Here is a 15,828-nt window from a genome sequence, read left to right on the forward strand (position 1 = left end):
TTAGGACTTATGGGACAGCCCCTTTTTAGGTTAGATTCCAACGTATGCTCTTCCACTAGTAGTTCATACGCAGGTATTTTTTCAGGAAGTGGTAAAAGTACCTGACCAATTTATAAATATTTTGTAATATTCAAACATCTCGTGAAATATAACCTAAGTAAGGAGGTGTAAATGAGATTTAGAAAAGTTAGTACATCTATTTTTTTACTCCAACTGGTCTGGCCACTTTATCACTTGACAGGTTCTTGGGACAGAGGTACCGCATCCCAGTAATAGATTGCCAGGACATGGGCCTTGTCTCCTGTCCTAATAAAAAATAATTATAAATGGAATGAGTTGTGATATGAGATTTGGAAGCATGGAAAAAAGCGAAAAGTTATATGTAAAAATTGCAAAAGAAATTATTCAGTCTATACAAAATGGTACTTTCAAGGCTGGTGATAAATTACCATCTGAAAGGGAAATTGCCTCTCAATTAGAGGTCAGTCGACCATCTGTAAGGGAAGCACTCGCAGTTCTAGAAATAACAGGGGTAGTTAAGGTGAAAATGGGGGATGGAATTTACGTCGTAGATGATTCAGGAGAATTTCAAATCAATCCTGAGTTAGTCAATAAAACCAAACCTTATGAACTGATGGAAGCTCGTGCGTATATAGAAACTACTATTGTGAAGCTGGCAATTGAGCGGGCAACTGATGAAGATATCCAAGAGATTCAAGATACGAATGATCAATTAAAGTCTCTTCTCGATGATGATGAAAAAATAGACCGTTTTTTTGTCTATGGGATCGAATTTCACAAAAAGTTGGCGAAATCCACACATAACGAGGTATTGGAGCAAATTGCAAATCAGCTTTTGGAATACGATAAAAATCATCTCTGGCAGCATTTAAATCAGATTGCCCTACAAAATTATCAAACTAGGCTACATCAGCTTGAGGAACATGAAAGTATCCTTCATGCAATCAAAAAACGGGATATAGACAAAGCTGAAGAGCTAATGAGATCACATCTAGATCATCTAAAAGGTAAATTTTATGAATGAGGGATACAGGGACAGTTACATGTCCCATTTCCTACATGCCTCACTTTAATAATGCTGGCAAGAGAATCGAGCAGGAGGAATGCAAAGGTAGGGACACAGCGAATAGCATAAGGAGGATTGGAATGTTAGATACGATAATTAAAAATGGTGTCGTGGTTAACTCAGATGGTAGTTCAGAAGTAGATATTGGGATTAAAGGTGGAGAAATCGTTCAAATTGGAAGGGCGGAATATTTTTCAGAGGCAAAAAATGTAATTGATGCGAAAGGGATGGAAGTCTATCCCGGAATGATAGATTCACATGTTCATATAAACTTTGAAATTGGTGAATTTGCTACGTTAGATACTTTTAAACAAGCTTCAATAGCTGCTGCATATGGTGGTACAACATCTATTGTAGAATTTGCCGTTCCTTATAAAAATGAAACCCCTATTGATGCTGTAGAAAGAAGGATAGCTGAAGCAAAGGGGAATACATTTATTGATTATGCCTTTCATGCATGCTTCACTGAAAATAATACGAATGACATTCATCAGGTAAAAGAGTTAGTTCAGTTAGGCATACCTACCATCAAAATGTTTACGGTATATGACGACACAGTCCGAATTAATAAAAGAGCAATCTATCAAATTCTTAAAGAGCTAAAAAAACACAATGGTTTAGCCTTATTCCATGCAGAGGACAATGATTTAATCAGTAGTAATATTCATAATTTTATTTCGAACGGTAATGTAACCCCACTTGATCATGCAAAGAGTCGCCCTTCTATATCAGAGGCAATCGAGGTGGCTAGTCTTCTAAAGTTAATTGAAGAAACAGAGACTCCTAGTCTATTTGTGCATATGAGTACAAGTAAGGTACGAGAACTCCTAAACACCTATCGCCAGAAAAACAATCTTTCCATTTATACAGAGGCATGTACCCACTATTTGACATTGGATGATGAGGTTTATCAAGGGGAGGACGGAAATTTATTCATTTGTAGTCCCCCAATACGGAGCAGAACCGAACAGGAAGGCCTTTGGAGCATGATAAATGATGGTTTGATTGATATTGTAACGAGTGATCATTCTTGTTTTAACACGCAGCAAAAAGACAAATATAAAGACTACTTTCCGGGTGCGCCGAATGGTTTACCGGGAATTGAGACAAGAGGGATCGTTCTTTATTCAGAGGGAGTTCAAACAGGAAGGATATCGAGGGAACAGTTTGCTGCAATCACTTCTGAAAACGTTTCCAAAATAATGGGGATGTTTCCGAAAAAGGGCAGAATTGCAATTGGAAGTGACGCGGACATCACAATTATTAATCCAAATGAAACCTATCAAATATCAGCAGAAAATCTTCATATGTCAACAGACTATACTCCTTTTGAAGGAAAAATCATTACTGGAAAAGTTGCTCATACTTTCGTCAGGGGCCATCACTTAATAAACAATGGAGAATTAAGTCATGAAGAATTCCATGGAACTTTTATAAAAAGATTCCAACCAAGACTCTAACTTAAGAGAGGGATGTGAAACATGAAAACACAAACTGAAAGTGAAAAGGGTTTTGATTACGGGGAAAAAGGTTTAAGCTTGCGTGGCAAGGAGATTATGCCAACTACAAATGCTGAAAGAACAATGACAAATACCGGATTTTTTATGGTTTGTGTCGGTATGTATGTACAGATGGTTGCCTTCATTTCTGGTGCTCAATTATATCCTGATTTATCGCCTTTAACGATTATTCTTGCCGCCATTTTGGGAAATATATTAGTCTGGATTTTACTTGTTCTTAATGGTGATGTTGGGTTAAGACATGGAGTACCTTATAGTGTCTATTTGCGAGCTCCGTTTGGATACCTTGGTGCCCACATTCCAGGGTTAGCACGGGCATTACCTGCGATATTTTGGTTTGGGTTTCAAACATGGCTTGGTGCAATGGCATTAAATGAAATCATGATTATCCTTACGGGTTATTCTAATCTAACTTTAATTATTATTGTGTTCGGTATTTTTCAGATTTTGAATACTGCACTTGGAATCAATGCCATAGAAAAATTTGACTGGGTTGCTGCTCCTTTATTAATTATCATTGGAATCTATATCCTTTATTATTTAGTAAGTAGATACGAAATCACGATGTCTGACTTTTTTCAAGGAGGCCAAGGCGGGATTTCCTTTCTAACAGCAGTTGCCATTATGGCTGGTGCCCAAATCACAATGGCTGTTAATATAGCCGACTTTACTCGTTTCTTGAAAAAAGGAAGTGGAACAAGTTATTTTTCGTTAAACAAAGGAAGTATGATTTCTCAATTTTTTGGCTTGGTAATCCCAAGTGCGATTTTTATCTTTATTGGATTGATAAGCGGAATTGCGACAGGAGAATGGAATCCAATCATTGTTTTAACTGAAGTTTTTAGTGATAATCCTTTTCTACTAATTGTTGTGTTAGCGGCATTCATTGTCTTTGCTCAAGTATCCTCAAATACAGGGCAAAATTTACTACCACCTGGTTATGTGTTTGTTAATTTATTCCCGAGAAAAATTAAGTTCAGTACCGCTGTTATTGCTGCTGGTGTCATCGGATTACTTGTTCAGCCTTGGGAGTTTGCTGATCAAGTACCTACAATTCTCCTAGTCATTGCGTGTCTATTAGGTCCTATATTAGGAATCATGGTGAGTGATTACTATTTTGTTAGAAAGCGCAAGCTTATAGTTGAAGATTTGTATAATGAGCACGGACAATACAGATATTATCGGAACTTTAACCCAGCTGGATTCATTGTTTTAATACCGGGTATATTATCTGGAATTTTATTTCCAAATTACGCGTTCTTTGTTTCGATGATTGTCGGAGGTTTCTGTTATTACTTTTTAATGAAACTATGGATTTTAAAAGTCTACCCTCAAAAGGAATTATCCTAAAATAAAGAGATTTACCTGCTTTACAAGAATAAGGAGGCATTATAAATGAAGGTGTTAATTACAGGTGGAACAGGTTTTATAGGAATGAATATTGCAGAGAAACTCCTATCGGAGGGGCATGAAGTCGTATTAAGCTCAAGGAAACCTCCTTTAAAAGAAATGAAGGAGGCGTTAGACGAATATAAAGGAAAGTGGTATTTTGCGGAACTTGATATTTTGAAACAAGAGCGGATTGGTGAAATCTTAGATCGATATGGAATAGACCATGTGATTCATGCAGCTGTCATTACACCCGGACCGGGAAGAGAAATGAAAGATAGTAAGCAAATTGTAGAAGTGAATTACATGGGTACTGTTCATTTATTAGAAGAGGTCAGAAAAAGAAATATCAGAAAACTGCTCTATTTAAGCACTGTTTCAGTATATGGAGATGTGTCTTATAGTGGTGACTTCCTGTTTGAGGATGAAGAGAAAACTTACCCCCGTCCAAATGCGTTATACGGCATTAGCAAATTTGCTGCTGAAAGAACCGTACTACGGTATAAGTCTTTATTCGATTTAGATGTTGTTGTAGCACGGGTGGGGTCTGTTTTTGGACCATGGGAGAGAAATACTGGAGTACGTGACACATTAAGTGCTCCTTTTGCTGCAACTAGATTAGCTGCGTTAGGGAAAGCAGCAAGTTTGGAAAGAACAGGGGCGAGGGATTGGGTATACAGTCGTGATATCGCAAATGCCTCCTATGAATTATTAAAACAAGGACAGACGAAGCATGATGTATATAATTTAAGCTCAGGCTATATGTGGGATATGGTGGGCTGGTGTGAAAAATTAAAAGACTATTACCTTGGCTTTTCTTACACCATTTCTACAAACGACCGTGATGAGAACCTAGTAGAAATGCACATCGAACAGGATCCAAAACCAGCTAACATCGATCGCCTAATAAACGACATTGGATACAAACCCTACTACCATCGCGAAAATGCATTTACAGACTACATGAAATGGTTAAGTCACAACCAATGGGTATTCATGGAGTAGGGAGCTGTTTCATATACTACTTCGCCCCCATAAATTATTGGTGCATACCCTTCATCAAAAATAGCTGTACGAGGGACCTGTCTCTCCGTCCCACAAATAAAGCCTATCTTTCGTTCGAAAGATAGGCCATTTATTACGCTGTTCTATTTCTTCTCAAGTACCTAAATAATAAGGCTGAACCGATTAAAAGAGTTGTAATTCCTATCGCAAGCATGTTATAAAGTGGGCTTGCAGTGTTAGGTAGTTTATTTCCTGATTTTGTTTCTGTTTTTTCAGGGGTTACCTTTTGCTCATCCTTCACAGGCTCTTTTTTCGGGTCTTCTTTAGGGTCCTCCGCTTGTGGCTCTTCATTCACTGGAGGTTCCTCAACCGGCGGTTCCTCTACTGGAGGCTCTTCAACAGGTGGCTCTTCAACCGGTGGTTCTTCAACTGGAACGATGTTCTTCACCTCAATTGAGGCAACCTTCTCCTCGCCAGTTCCACTAAGCACATAAACCGTGTAAAAATCATTTTCGGTTACTTTAAACACTGGATTGTCCAAAGGAATGTCGGTACCTTCTGTTTCGAAATCCTCTACAGCTAATTGGCCTTGTAGCCACTTCATTTCCAAAACTTCTTCATGGTTAGTAGCAACATTGATTGTGACAGGACCTTCAGTAGTTTCGGCCGGTGTAGCAGATAATAAAATCTCCAGTTCAGGAAGTTCTGGAGGTAATAACGAAATCAATACTTGGTCTGCTAGTGAGGCCAAAGCCTTCTGTCCCTCAATAGTAGGGTGTACGTCAGGGAATGGAAGAATGTAAGCAGCTTGTTTCCCATTATATGCCGAATAGGCATCTACTAAAATTGTTCCAGGTACACTAGCTGCAACTGGTGCGATTACCTTTTGATTCACATTTGTGATAATCATTTCGCCCATCGTATGTAAATTAGGTACGATTTGCTCGATATGTGCACCAAATGGGTTATAGGCGTTATAGAAGAGAATTGGTGCTTCTTGATTAACCCCACGAATGGCACCCATAATTTGCGCGAGATTACTAGCCAATTGAAGAGACGCGGCTTCAATCTTTTGGGTAATTTCTGCTATTTTCTCTGGTGTTAGTTGTTGCCCTTCAGTAAGAAGCTTCGAAACTTCGGCAGCCTGAAGCAAGTCATTATTTCCGATATTCAACGTAATGACATCAGCTTGAGCGATAGCGGGTAGATACGATGGATCACTTGTAAACTTGGCTAATAAATCGCTCGAAGTCCAACCGCGATGACTCAAGTTCGTGACATCAAACCCACCACCTAATATATAATTAGGAAATGCATGTGCGGATGGCTTTGATTTATCTGGATTTTCACCCTCATAGAGATTCCAACCAAAGGTGATTGAATCACCAAGTGCTACTAGAGAGGGCTTGTCCACCGGCCCATCCTCAGCAAACGCCATCGGAGCTACGACAGCCTGAAACAATAAAGCTAGCAAAAACAAAATACTAAGCTTTTTCTTTTTAAAAAATTGCATCTAAAGTACTCCTCCTTTTGTAGTATATTCATAGTCTTTATTAGTTTATTTTTAATCTTCAGAACTATCAATGTAAAACGTTCGCTAAATTCATACAAAATACAACAAAAAACTTTTATTTCCTATAGTGAAGTTCGACGACATTCATTGGGACGAGGGACCTGTCCCTCCGCCCTAGACGTAGCGAGAACGGAGTTCGAGCGTGGTCTGGGATATATTAGGGGGCAGGAAACTGCTCCTCCGTGAGCCACCTTCAGCGACTAAATCTATCACCTGTACCCACAACACTTCATCCCTTTACACTATTGCAGGGTCAAGGGACCTGTCCCTTTGACCCATTCGCTACTCCTACAAATGGCCCAATACGACAAATTGCAACATAACCGACTCTTGTTTTTGGTTGAATTTACCTATGACTTTTAGCGCTAGTTCCAGAAATAGTAATTTAGTATAGTGTGAATATCCCGAAAATTTTGTATGATTTTGGGGCCGAAATTTTCGTGAGGGGGGACTATTTTTCGGTTTATTAGTTTTTAGCTTGTTATGTTAAAAGGGAGGATGAAAATGGGGAAGAGAATCACGGCATTATTACTAGTTTTATTAATGGCATTTAGCGGAAGCGCTTTTGCGGTTACGGGTGGCATCACGCCAGCACAGCTAGATGCACAGAAGCCAAAACTTGATAACAGCAATTTGAAAGCTACTAATCTACAAAATATCGATCCTGATCAAGAGGTTCGTGTTGTGGTAGAAATGGAAGGCGATGCCCCGGTTGAGGTAGCAACAAAACAGGGGAAAAAGTACGATAAGCTTTCAAAAGGTCAAAGAAAACAATTAGAGAAGGCTGCAAAAAACAAGAAAAATGCAGCAAAAGATAAAATCAAAGGTAAGAACATTAACATTAAATATGAGCATGAATTTGATGCAATTGTGAACGGATTCAGCGGTAAAGTAAAATACGCGGATATCGCAAAAATCGAAGAAGTTCCTGAAGTAAAGGAAGTTTACATTGCAACGGAATATAAAATTCCAAATGAAGAAGTTGAAATGAAGTACAGTAAAGAACTTGTTCAGGCACAAGATGCTTGGCGTGATTACAACTTTAAAGGAGAAGGCATGGTAGTTGGAATCATTGACTCTGGTATCGACCCTTCTCATAAAGACATGATCCTAACTAACAGTTCTACTGCAAAACTTACACAAGATGAAGTCGACAGTGATATCTCTGAATTCGATCTTCCAGGTCAGTTTTGGAATGAAAAAGTTCCTTACGGTTGGAACTACATGGATAACAACGAAGACATTCTAGACGATGATGTTGACACTGGCATGCACGGAATGCACGTTGCTGGAACAGTTGCTGCTAACGGTGACGAAGAAACTGGCGGCATTAAAGGTGTAGCTCCAGAAGCACAATTACTAGCTTTACGTGTATTTGGTGAAGGTGTGCCATCTACATATGGTGATATTTACATCAAAGCAATTGACGATGCACTTAAACTTGGTGCAGATGTTCTAAACATGAGTCTTGGATCCACAGCTGGATTCGTAGATGCAGATTCTCCTGAGCAACAAGCAGTTAAGCGTGCGGTTGACAACGGAGTGGTAATGTCTATTTCAGCTGGTAACTCTGCACTCTTTGCAGACGGATATTTTTATCCATATGCTTCAAATCCGGATTATGGAGTTGTAGGTTCACCAAGTGTTTCCTATGATTCGATTTCAGTTGCATCTTATGAAAATACGTATATGACTACAGATGCAGCACAGGTTTCAATTAATGGTGGCGATGCTGAACAAGTGATGTTTTTATCAGCAGGTCAGACGGCTCCAACAGTTGGGACAAGCTTTGAATTAGTTCATGCAGGTATTGGAGCACCTGAGGATTTCGAAGGTAAAGATGTAAACGGCAAATTTGCTTTAATCCAACGCGGTACACTCGACTTTGTTACAAAAGCGCTAAACGCTCAAAAAGCTGGAGCAGCAGGTGTAATCGTTTATAACAACACGGATGGAACAGTTAATATGGCAACTGACGCAGCCATCACAATTCCACAATTGTTTATGTTAAAAGCTGATGGGGATCGCTTTGCAGAAGCGCTTCAAGCTGGACAAACGGTTACAGTTAGTTTTGGTGGCGGACAATTGGCAGTTCCAAACAGCGATTCTGGAAAAATGAGTGCGTTCACTTCTTGGGGGATTACGCCAAACCTTGATTTCAAACCAGAAATCACAGCACCAGGTGGACAAATTTACTCTACAGCTGACCATAACGAGTACCAAGTAATGAGTGGTACATCAATGGCAGCGCCGCATGTATCTGGTGGATCAGCACTAGTATTAGAGCGTGTTGACCAGGAGTTTGGTTTTGAAAATGCAGACAGATCTAAGCTTGCGAAAAAATTATTATTAAACACAGCGAAACCAGTTGAATTTGGCGGTGAATTTGTTTCACCACGTCGTCAAGGTGCAGGTTTAATGCAGTTACATGCAGCATTATCAACTCCTGTTACAGTGACTGACTCTAAAACAGGCGAAGCAAAGGTTGCGCTCAAAGAAGTAAAAGGTAATACAGTAACATTCGCATTAACTGCAGAAAATCACTCTGATGAAGCAGTTTCATATGAAGTGAGTGCAAATGCACAAACAGATACACCTGTTAACGGTGGCGGTGTATTAGTATCAGCACCTAACCTATTCGGGGCTTCGGATTTAGGAGACGTTGCTACAGTTAACGGTCAAGCTACAAGCACAATCGAAGTACCTGCAAACGGTACTAAATCATTTGATGTAACAATTGATGTGAGTGACTTAGATGCAGATTTAAAATCAATTTTTACAAATGGTTATTGGTTAGAAGGTTTTGTAAAATTAACAGACCCAACTGATACAAATCCAGAATTAGTTGTTCCTTACGTTGGTTTCAAAGGCGATTGGACAGCAGCACCAATCTTTGATACGCCAGCTTGGGATCCAACAACTTTCTACGGAAATACAGGTGTATTAACTCATACAGGTGGAGGCAACTACAATTTCCTAGGTGTCGACCAAGCGACTGGTGATCTGAACCCAGATCTTATCGCGATTTCACCAAATGGTGACGGGGCAAATGATAGTGCAACATACCTGTTCTCCTTAATACGTAATGCAAAAGATTTAAATCTTAGCGTAGTGAATGAAGATGGAAAAGTTGTAAAAGAAATTGCTAACGAAGAGTTTGTCCGTAAGAACTATTACGACAGCGGAAGTGGAGCAATGTACTACCTGATCTCAGACTGGACATGGGATGGCACAATGCACAACGGCAAAAAAGCTCCAGATGGCCAATATTTCTTACAAGCAGAGGCAACTCTTGACTATGAAGGTGCTAAGGCTCAAACGTTAACATTTCCAGTGAAACTAGACGTAACAACACCTAAAGTAAAAACAAAGCTAGAAAAAGACGGTAAAACAGTATCAGTCGACGTTTCAGACAAAACAAGTGGTGTGGCTTACTGGTATGTAGCAGTTGATGGAGAATCTGTTACGGAAGCACCATATATAAACGGCGAAACACAACACGTCTTTGCTAATCCACTAGACAAAGGCCAAACCGTAACAATCGTTGCAGTTGACAACGCAGGTAACGTAACAACAAACGATGTAAAAATCGGAAGCAAAGGCAACAACGGCAACACAGGAAACAAGAAAAACTAAGTAATGTGGGGTGGCCCAGCGGTTTGTCCAACCGGGTCAAGGGCTAGGTCCAAGGAGCTGGGACACAGGGACAGGTCCCTTGTCCCACCAATAAATTCTAGTAAGACTAGCAATCAAGTATTTGATTGCTAGTCTTTTTTGTCTCTGGGGTGCTGAAATTAGTAAATGTGCCTATTACTCAAAATTGACTTTTTACTTTAAGAAGAAACAATTAAAACAAATGGAGTCACTTTTAATTAATATGATTTATTCATCTGTTTTTGCTACATTGGGATTTGTAGGTTTGAACAATCCATCAGGGTTTGCATGCCAAATCCAAGCATGCAAAGAGAAATGGTTAGGGAAAGGCCCAATATCGAACTCTTGACCAAATAATGTTGGCCTCTCTCCACCAACAGTCATGTATTCAACAGCGACTAACTTGTATCCGCCGTTCTTTTTAGGTTCGTAGACTAGAACTTCTGGTTCAAGTGGGTTAAGGATACCGCCATCATTAAGTAATTCTGGATTTGTAAGATGAATTCCCATTCCTGGAACTACATGGTAACTTGGTTCATACCCTTCCTCAATGGCAACGTTAATGTCATGATATTTAACAGTTGCTTTCCGAACATCCGAAAGCTGTTTCGATACATCAGTACCAAAGGATTGTGCGCCAACGACGGTGACAAATCCAAAAATCAAAACAAAGGAAATGGCTACGTTCATCATAATAAGTTTACTTTTTTTCAAAAAAACCTCTCCTTTTCAAATTGATATTATTGTTCTTTATAATATATAAACTAATTCGTAACTAAGAACAAAACTATTGTTGAAAATTCAACTAAAATGATTGTCTCCTTTAGACAGCCTATTGTCCTGGTAGCACAATTGAAAGTCCCTCAACTTCAATATTTTCACACTTCGAAATATGTAAATATTAGTAAAATATTTGTGTTATTTAACTTTTCTCTGATATATAATATGCTGGATGGTTTCTATTAATATTGAATTCCGGTAGGAGGAAGAAAGAATGCGTAATCGAAAATGGCTGCATGTTAGTATGGTCCTAGTATTACTGCTTTCGCTCGTGAGTCCATTGACCATCAGCAAGACTCATGCGCAAAACAAGCTAAGCCAAGTAAGTATTACAGAAACAGAGAATGGCATTACTTTATCTTGGGAAGCGTTACTTCCACAAGGTGAAGAAATCACAAACTATCAACTTAGTAAAAATGGACAAGCAACCGAAATTGAGCCAACTGTCCAAAATGGTAATCACTATTCATATGAAGATCCAGAGATTGAACCGAACACCACCTATTCATATGAAATCTCAGCGGTAACATCTTCTGGAAATCTATTAACAAGTGAAAAAGTAAAGTATCCTTCCAAAGGAACCTCTGAAGAAAACACAGGTGAGGCGGAACTAGCTGGTGAGCAAGCTGAAACCATGGGACCGGCAGAAACTACTGAACCCGAAGAAGCTACAGAACAAGATGAGGCTGAAACGGCAACCGAAACTTTAGAATCAGCAGAAGCTTCAGAACTAACAGCAGCAGCGGACGAAACTGTAACGACAAACATCAAAGTATCCACTAAAAATGGCAACATACCATGGGATTATTTTAGTTTTACTATTATCGGAGTTAGCGAGAATGTAACAGATATAGAATACTACGGGTATCTAAATGAAGAGGGTTATTTTGTTGAATATTAGAGTGACTCCGAAAATCTTGAACTACCAATTGGAACCTATAATCTCGTCACATACAACGATTCAATTGAAGAAGAAATTACAGCAGAATTTAAGGTAGAAGGCAATCAAGACTACCTCTCAAATCCAATTGAGATCGTTTTAGATGATGAAAAATTAATCATTAAAAAGGAATTGTATGTGGAAGGTGTAACCGAGCAGTCCATCTCAATTTATTGGGAAGAGCCTTGGGGCGAAATTGACATTGAAAAATACCATGTGTACCTAAATGGGAAATTAATAGAAGAAATTACAGATCCTTATTCTACAACCTATACTTACAATGATCTTTTACAAGAAACGACTTATCAGTTAAAAGTGGATATATTCTACATGGACGGAACGATTGAAACCATTGAAGCGGAAGCAACTACGACACCAGTACCAGTTGGTGAAAAGGTCCAATTCAAAGATGAAAATCTAAAAACAGCTATTGCTGATGCGTTAAAAATCTATCACCGTGATGTCTACGTTGACGATATGGAAAGACTAACATCACTTGAAGCCAGTTATCTAGAAATCAAAGACCTAACTGGCCTTGAATACGCAACAAATCTTGTTGATCTTTCGCTAAGCGGCAATGAAATCAAGGGTATTGCACCAATTAAAAACCTGAAAAACCTTTCATACCTTGATTTAGAAGCAAACCAGATTACAAGCATAATAAATCTATCAAACTTAGAAAATCTCGATTCCATTTTCTTAGCCAATAACGAACTAGAAGATATTAAAGCGTTGCTTGAATTACCGAACTTGACTCACGCATCCGTTTATGGCAACCCAGGTCTTGACTTTACAAAAGGATCCGAAGACATGGCTGTTGTAAAAGAATTGTTCGAAAACGGTGTTTATGTGGAGTGGAGTGACCTTGAGCACGAGCTACTCGTCACCGATGTAACGGAATCCACTGTAGATTTTGAGTTCAACTTTATTGAAGTTGTTGATAATATCAAAAAATACATTATCTATGTAAATGGTGAAGAGGTTACGGAAACGCACGTCTCTAAACCATTTTATAAACTGACTGGACTTGATCCGTTATCGGACATTGACATCATGGTTGAAGGTGTCGATGAGGACGGCTTTGTTTGGGGCAGTGTCTATACGTATGTAACAACAACACCGATTCCATCAGGTGAACCGGTACAATTTGTGGACTCTGCTTTAGAAGAGGCAGTAAGGGAAACATTGCATATTAAATCGCGTGCAATCGTGGAAAGCGACATGTCCATTCTACCAAGCCTTGATGCAATGAATAGAGGCATTACGGATTTAACAGGTCTTGAGTATGCTACGAATCTTGAAGAGTTACATCTGGATTCAAATGCAATCACAAACATAGAGCCGCTAAAAGGTTTAACAAACCTAGCTTATCTATCGCTATATGAGAATAAGGTAAAAGATATTTCTGCTTTAGAAAACCTGAATATCGAGTTCCTTAATTTGGGATCCAATGAGATTACTGATATTTCAAGTTTACTAACTTTAGAAAACTTAGGATTTGTACTCATCATGAAAAATCCACTTGATTTTAATGAGGGGTCAGAGACTCTTAAGGTAATTAAAGAATTAGAGCAAAAAGAGATATTTGTCCTCTATGAATACCTTGACATTACAGCTCATCATGTTTCAGATTCAGAGGTTGAACTGAGCTGGGAAGCTTTTACAACGGATGGATTTGAGGACTTCTCATACATGGTTTTTGTAGATGGCGAAATAGTAGCTGAAGATATTAAAGATACAACTTTCCTTCTCACAGACCTCGAGGCTGAGACAGAATACAGCATCGAAGTCGTTGGATTTGATGAAAATGCTGAACGTCTCATCTTTGGAACAATAGTATTAACTACTGCAGCTGCGGGTGAAGAACCGGTGGATGAACCAGGTGACGAAACAGACCCTGAAGAAGGCGAAACACCTGTAGAACAACCAGTTGATGACAAAGACGAAGTAACAACTCCAGGCAAAAACACTGGTAAAGGCAACACACCAAAAGAAACAAACGATAAAAATCAAGACAAAAAGAACGACAACAAGAAAAACGATGACAAAAAGCTTCCAACAACAGCAACAAATAGCTACAACATACTACTATTTGGACTACTGTTACTAGGAGCCGGAATCATCGCCATCATGGCGAATCGCAGGGTCACAGGGACAGGTCCCTCGTCCCACCAATAAATTCCATAAAGACTAACAATCAAGCAATTGATTGTTAGTCTTTTTTGTCCCTGACGTGCTGAAACTAGCATAAGTGCCTAGACCGAAAATCTGCTAAAACGCAATTATCCCTGTTCTAGTCGTAATTCCTCAAAATAAAAAGCAATTCCACCTCGTTAACGCGCAATTTCACATTTCTTCTTCAATAAACCTCGCAATTTATATCGAAAACGACCAAAATCGACAAAATTCTACTAAAAAAGCATCGCAACATCAAAAATAGTGCTAAAGTCCCTTTTAATAGATTCGCACCTTAGTTTATAGTAATTATGTAGCATACATAAATCGTACGAAATGGCAAAATCATTGAAAGATGATGACGCAAAACTACAGGGGCTAAGGTCTTTTGGACTACGCCAGCCAGTTCCCGAACACGAGGCTCCGTCGATTTATGTCCACAACAAATCGAAAGGAGAGATATGCATGAAAAAAGTCATTTATAAAGCAAGATACTTTTGGCACAGCATACAATTTAACAAGAATCGAGCACTATTAGAGGATTGCCTTTGCCAAGAACTAAAAACAAACATCGAATCAAAAATGCATTACCATGAGCGTGAAGCTATTAATTACATAGCTAAATTATAAAACTCCTATAAATGTACACCAACAAACCAGGGTCACACGATCTTGGTTTTTTTTGCGTTCTCTAGGGTGAAAAGCGAGTCTTAACCAGCCTTGCGGGTCATGGGGACAGGTCCCTCGTCCCACCTCACCAAACCTTTGGGACACTGGACCTGTCCCTCTGTCCCAGGCTACCCACAAAAGCAGTTGTCCCCTTACGAATGATATAGAAAATTCCGATTAGTAGATTTGTGTTAAAAATTGAAAGGGGAATGTGCATGAAAAATATCTTCGACAAAGTAAGGTACTATTGGCACAGCATCCAGTTTAACAAAAATCGAGCCCTATTAGAGGGGTGCCTCTGCCAAGATCTTAAATCTGACATCGAATCAAAAATGCACCACCATCAACGAGAAGCAATCAGCTACATAGCGAAACTATAAAACACTCTATAAAAGTACACCGAAAAACCAAGATCACAACGATCTTGGTTTTTTAACGTTCTCTAGGGATTCAAGGAGGTCTCAACCCGCCTTGTGGGTCGGGGGGACAGGTCCCTCGTCCCACCTCACCGAACCTTTGGGTCACGGGACCTGTCCCTCCGTCCCAATACAACAAAAGTTGTATTTGCAGTGAAAATAGAACAAAAGCCCCTTTGGTCAACATACACTCTATTCTATAGTGGTGATAAGGCATACATAAATCGTACGAAACGGCAAAATCATTGAAAAGTGATGACGCAAAACTAGAGGGGCTAACGTTTTTTGGACTATGCCAGCCAGTTTCCGAACACGACTCCGTGATTTATGTGTACAACAAATCGAAGGGGAGATATGCATGATAAAATTGATCTACAAAGCAAAGTATTATTGGCATAGCTTTCAATTTAGTAAGAATCGAGCGTTATTGGAAGATTGCCTCTGCCAGAATCTCAAATCAACGATAGAAATGAAAATGTACTATCATAAGCGCGCAGCTAACAATTATATAACGAAACTTTAATACGAAAAACACAAACGAAACCCAGGAAGAACATTCTCCCTGGGTTTTTTGCGCGCTTTTGGGTCATGGGACCTGTCCCAATGTCATAAACCTAAAA

The 15,828-nt window shown here is 39.2% G+C and carries 12 protein-coding genes and 2 riboswitches; of the genes, 10 read left to right on the top strand and 2 right to left on the bottom strand.

What is annotated here, in order from left to right; translation table 11 throughout:
• Positions 1-343 precede the first annotated feature (343 nt).
• From CKJ95_RS20950 to CKJ95_RS20965, 4 genes are read left to right on the top strand one after another with little or no spacing between them, the layout of a single operon-like run.
• A complete protein-coding gene (locus CKJ95_RS20950; protein ID WP_180271623.1) occupies positions 344-1,045 on the top strand; it encodes a FadR/GntR family transcriptional regulator in 702 nt (233 codons plus the stop codon).
• Positions 1,046-1,080: 35 nt separating this feature from the next.
• Positions 1,081-2,547 carry a dihydropyrimidinase gene (gene hydA, locus CKJ95_RS20955; RefSeq protein WP_257215883.1) on the top strand — a complete coding sequence of 489 codons (1,467 nt, stop codon included), beginning with the start codon at positions 1,081-1,083 and terminating at the stop codon, positions 2,545-2,547.
• A 21-nt stretch (positions 2,548-2,568) separates the two neighbouring features.
• Positions 2,569-3,957, top strand: coding sequence for a cytosine permease (locus CKJ95_RS20960; RefSeq protein ID WP_099355412.1), 1,389 nt, complete (start codon positions 2,569-2,571; stop codon positions 3,955-3,957).
• Positions 3,958-4,002: 45 nt separating this feature from the next.
• Positions 4,003-5,001 carry an NAD-dependent epimerase/dehydratase family protein gene (locus tag CKJ95_RS20965; protein ID WP_099355413.1) on the top strand — a complete coding sequence of 333 codons (999 nt, stop codon included), beginning with the start codon at positions 4,003-4,005 and terminating at the stop codon, positions 4,999-5,001.
• A 133-nt stretch (positions 5,002-5,134) separates the two neighbouring features.
• Here CKJ95_RS20965 and CKJ95_RS20970 read toward each other — a convergent pair whose 3' ends face one another.
• A complete protein-coding gene (locus CKJ95_RS20970) occupies positions 5,135-6,514 on the bottom strand; it encodes an SGNH/GDSL hydrolase family protein (RefSeq protein WP_099355414.1) in 1,380 nt (459 codons plus the stop codon).
• Positions 6,515-7,078: 564 nt separating this feature from the next.
• On the opposite strand from CKJ95_RS20970, the gene CKJ95_RS20975 reads away from it, so the two are divergent.
• Positions 7,079-10,210, top strand: a complete 3,132-nt coding sequence (locus CKJ95_RS20975) for a S8 family serine peptidase (protein WP_099355415.1) — start codon at positions 7,079-7,081, stop codon at positions 10,208-10,210.
• 246 nt (positions 10,211-10,456) lie between these two features.
• Here CKJ95_RS20975 and CKJ95_RS20980 read toward each other — a convergent pair whose 3' ends face one another.
• Positions 10,457-10,942, bottom strand: coding sequence for a hypothetical protein (locus CKJ95_RS20980; RefSeq protein ID WP_099355416.1), 486 nt, complete (start codon positions 10,940-10,942; stop codon positions 10,457-10,459).
• Positions 10,943-11,222: 280 nt separating this feature from the next.
• On the opposite strand from CKJ95_RS20980, the gene CKJ95_RS20985 reads away from it, so the two are divergent.
• The 5 genes from CKJ95_RS20985 to CKJ95_RS23605 all read left to right on the top strand — a co-directional run bounded on the left by CKJ95_RS20985 (position 11,223) and on the right by CKJ95_RS23605 (position 15,731).
• Positions 11,223-11,909, top strand: coding sequence for a fibronectin type III domain-containing protein (locus CKJ95_RS20985; RefSeq protein ID WP_099355417.1), 687 nt, complete (start codon positions 11,223-11,225; stop codon positions 11,907-11,909).
• 177 nt (positions 11,910-12,086) lie between these two features.
• A complete protein-coding gene (locus CKJ95_RS20990) occupies positions 12,087-14,126 on the top strand; it encodes a leucine-rich repeat domain-containing protein (protein ID WP_099355418.1) in 2,040 nt (679 codons plus the stop codon).
• A gap of 325 nt (positions 14,127-14,451) precedes the next feature.
• Positions 14,452-14,537, top strand: a riboswitch (cyclic di-GMP riboswitch).
• Between the two features lie 51 nt (positions 14,538-14,588).
• On the top strand, positions 14,589-14,753 hold the full coding sequence (locus tag CKJ95_RS23595) for a hypothetical protein (RefSeq protein WP_180271627.1): 165 nt from the start codon (positions 14,589-14,591) through the stop codon (positions 14,751-14,753).
• A 254-nt stretch (positions 14,754-15,007) separates the two neighbouring features.
• Positions 15,008-15,172, top strand: coding sequence for a hypothetical protein (locus CKJ95_RS23600; RefSeq protein WP_180271629.1), 165 nt, complete (start codon positions 15,008-15,010; stop codon positions 15,170-15,172).
• 261 nt (positions 15,173-15,433) lie between these two features.
• Positions 15,434-15,519: riboswitch (cyclic di-GMP riboswitch) on the top strand.
• 47 nt (positions 15,520-15,566) lie between these two features.
• Positions 15,567-15,731, top strand: coding sequence for a hypothetical protein (locus tag CKJ95_RS23605; RefSeq protein ID WP_180271631.1), 165 nt, complete (start codon positions 15,567-15,569; stop codon positions 15,729-15,731).
• Positions 15,732-15,828 lie beyond the last annotated feature (97 nt).

This window comes from Fredinandcohnia onubensis, assembly GCF_002734285.1.
Lineage (GTDB): Bacteria > Bacillota > Bacilli > Bacillales > Bacillaceae_L > Ferdinandcohnia > Ferdinandcohnia onubensis_A.

Excerpts from the sequence above, each read along its gene's own strand:
- CKJ95_RS20950 (WP_180271623.1), top strand. The coding sequence starts at position 344 with ATGAGATTTGGAAGCATGGAAAAAAGCGAAAAGTTATATGTAAAAATT.
- hydA (WP_257215883.1), top strand. The coding sequence starts at position 1,081 with ATGCCTCACTTTAATAATGCTGGCAAGAGAATCGAGCAGGAGGAATGC.
- CKJ95_RS20960 (WP_099355412.1), top strand. The coding sequence starts at position 2,569 with ATGAAAACACAAACTGAAAGTGAAAAGGGTTTTGATTACGGGGAAAAA.
- CKJ95_RS20965 (WP_099355413.1), top strand. The coding sequence starts at position 4,003 with ATGAAGGTGTTAATTACAGGTGGAACAGGTTTTATAGGAATGAATATT.
- CKJ95_RS20970 (WP_099355414.1), bottom strand. The coding sequence starts at position 6,514 with ATGCAATTTTTTAAAAAGAAAAAGCTTAGTATTTTGTTTTTGCTAGCT.
- CKJ95_RS20975 (WP_099355415.1), top strand. The coding sequence starts at position 7,079 with ATGGGGAAGAGAATCACGGCATTATTACTAGTTTTATTAATGGCATTT.
- CKJ95_RS20985 (WP_099355417.1), top strand. The coding sequence starts at position 11,223 with ATGCGTAATCGAAAATGGCTGCATGTTAGTATGGTCCTAGTATTACTG.
- CKJ95_RS23595 (WP_180271627.1), top strand. The coding sequence starts at position 14,589 with ATGAAAAAAGTCATTTATAAAGCAAGATACTTTTGGCACAGCATACAA.
- CKJ95_RS23600 (WP_180271629.1), top strand. The coding sequence starts at position 15,008 with ATGAAAAATATCTTCGACAAAGTAAGGTACTATTGGCACAGCATCCAG.
- CKJ95_RS23605 (WP_180271631.1), top strand. The coding sequence starts at position 15,567 with ATGATAAAATTGATCTACAAAGCAAAGTATTATTGGCATAGCTTTCAA.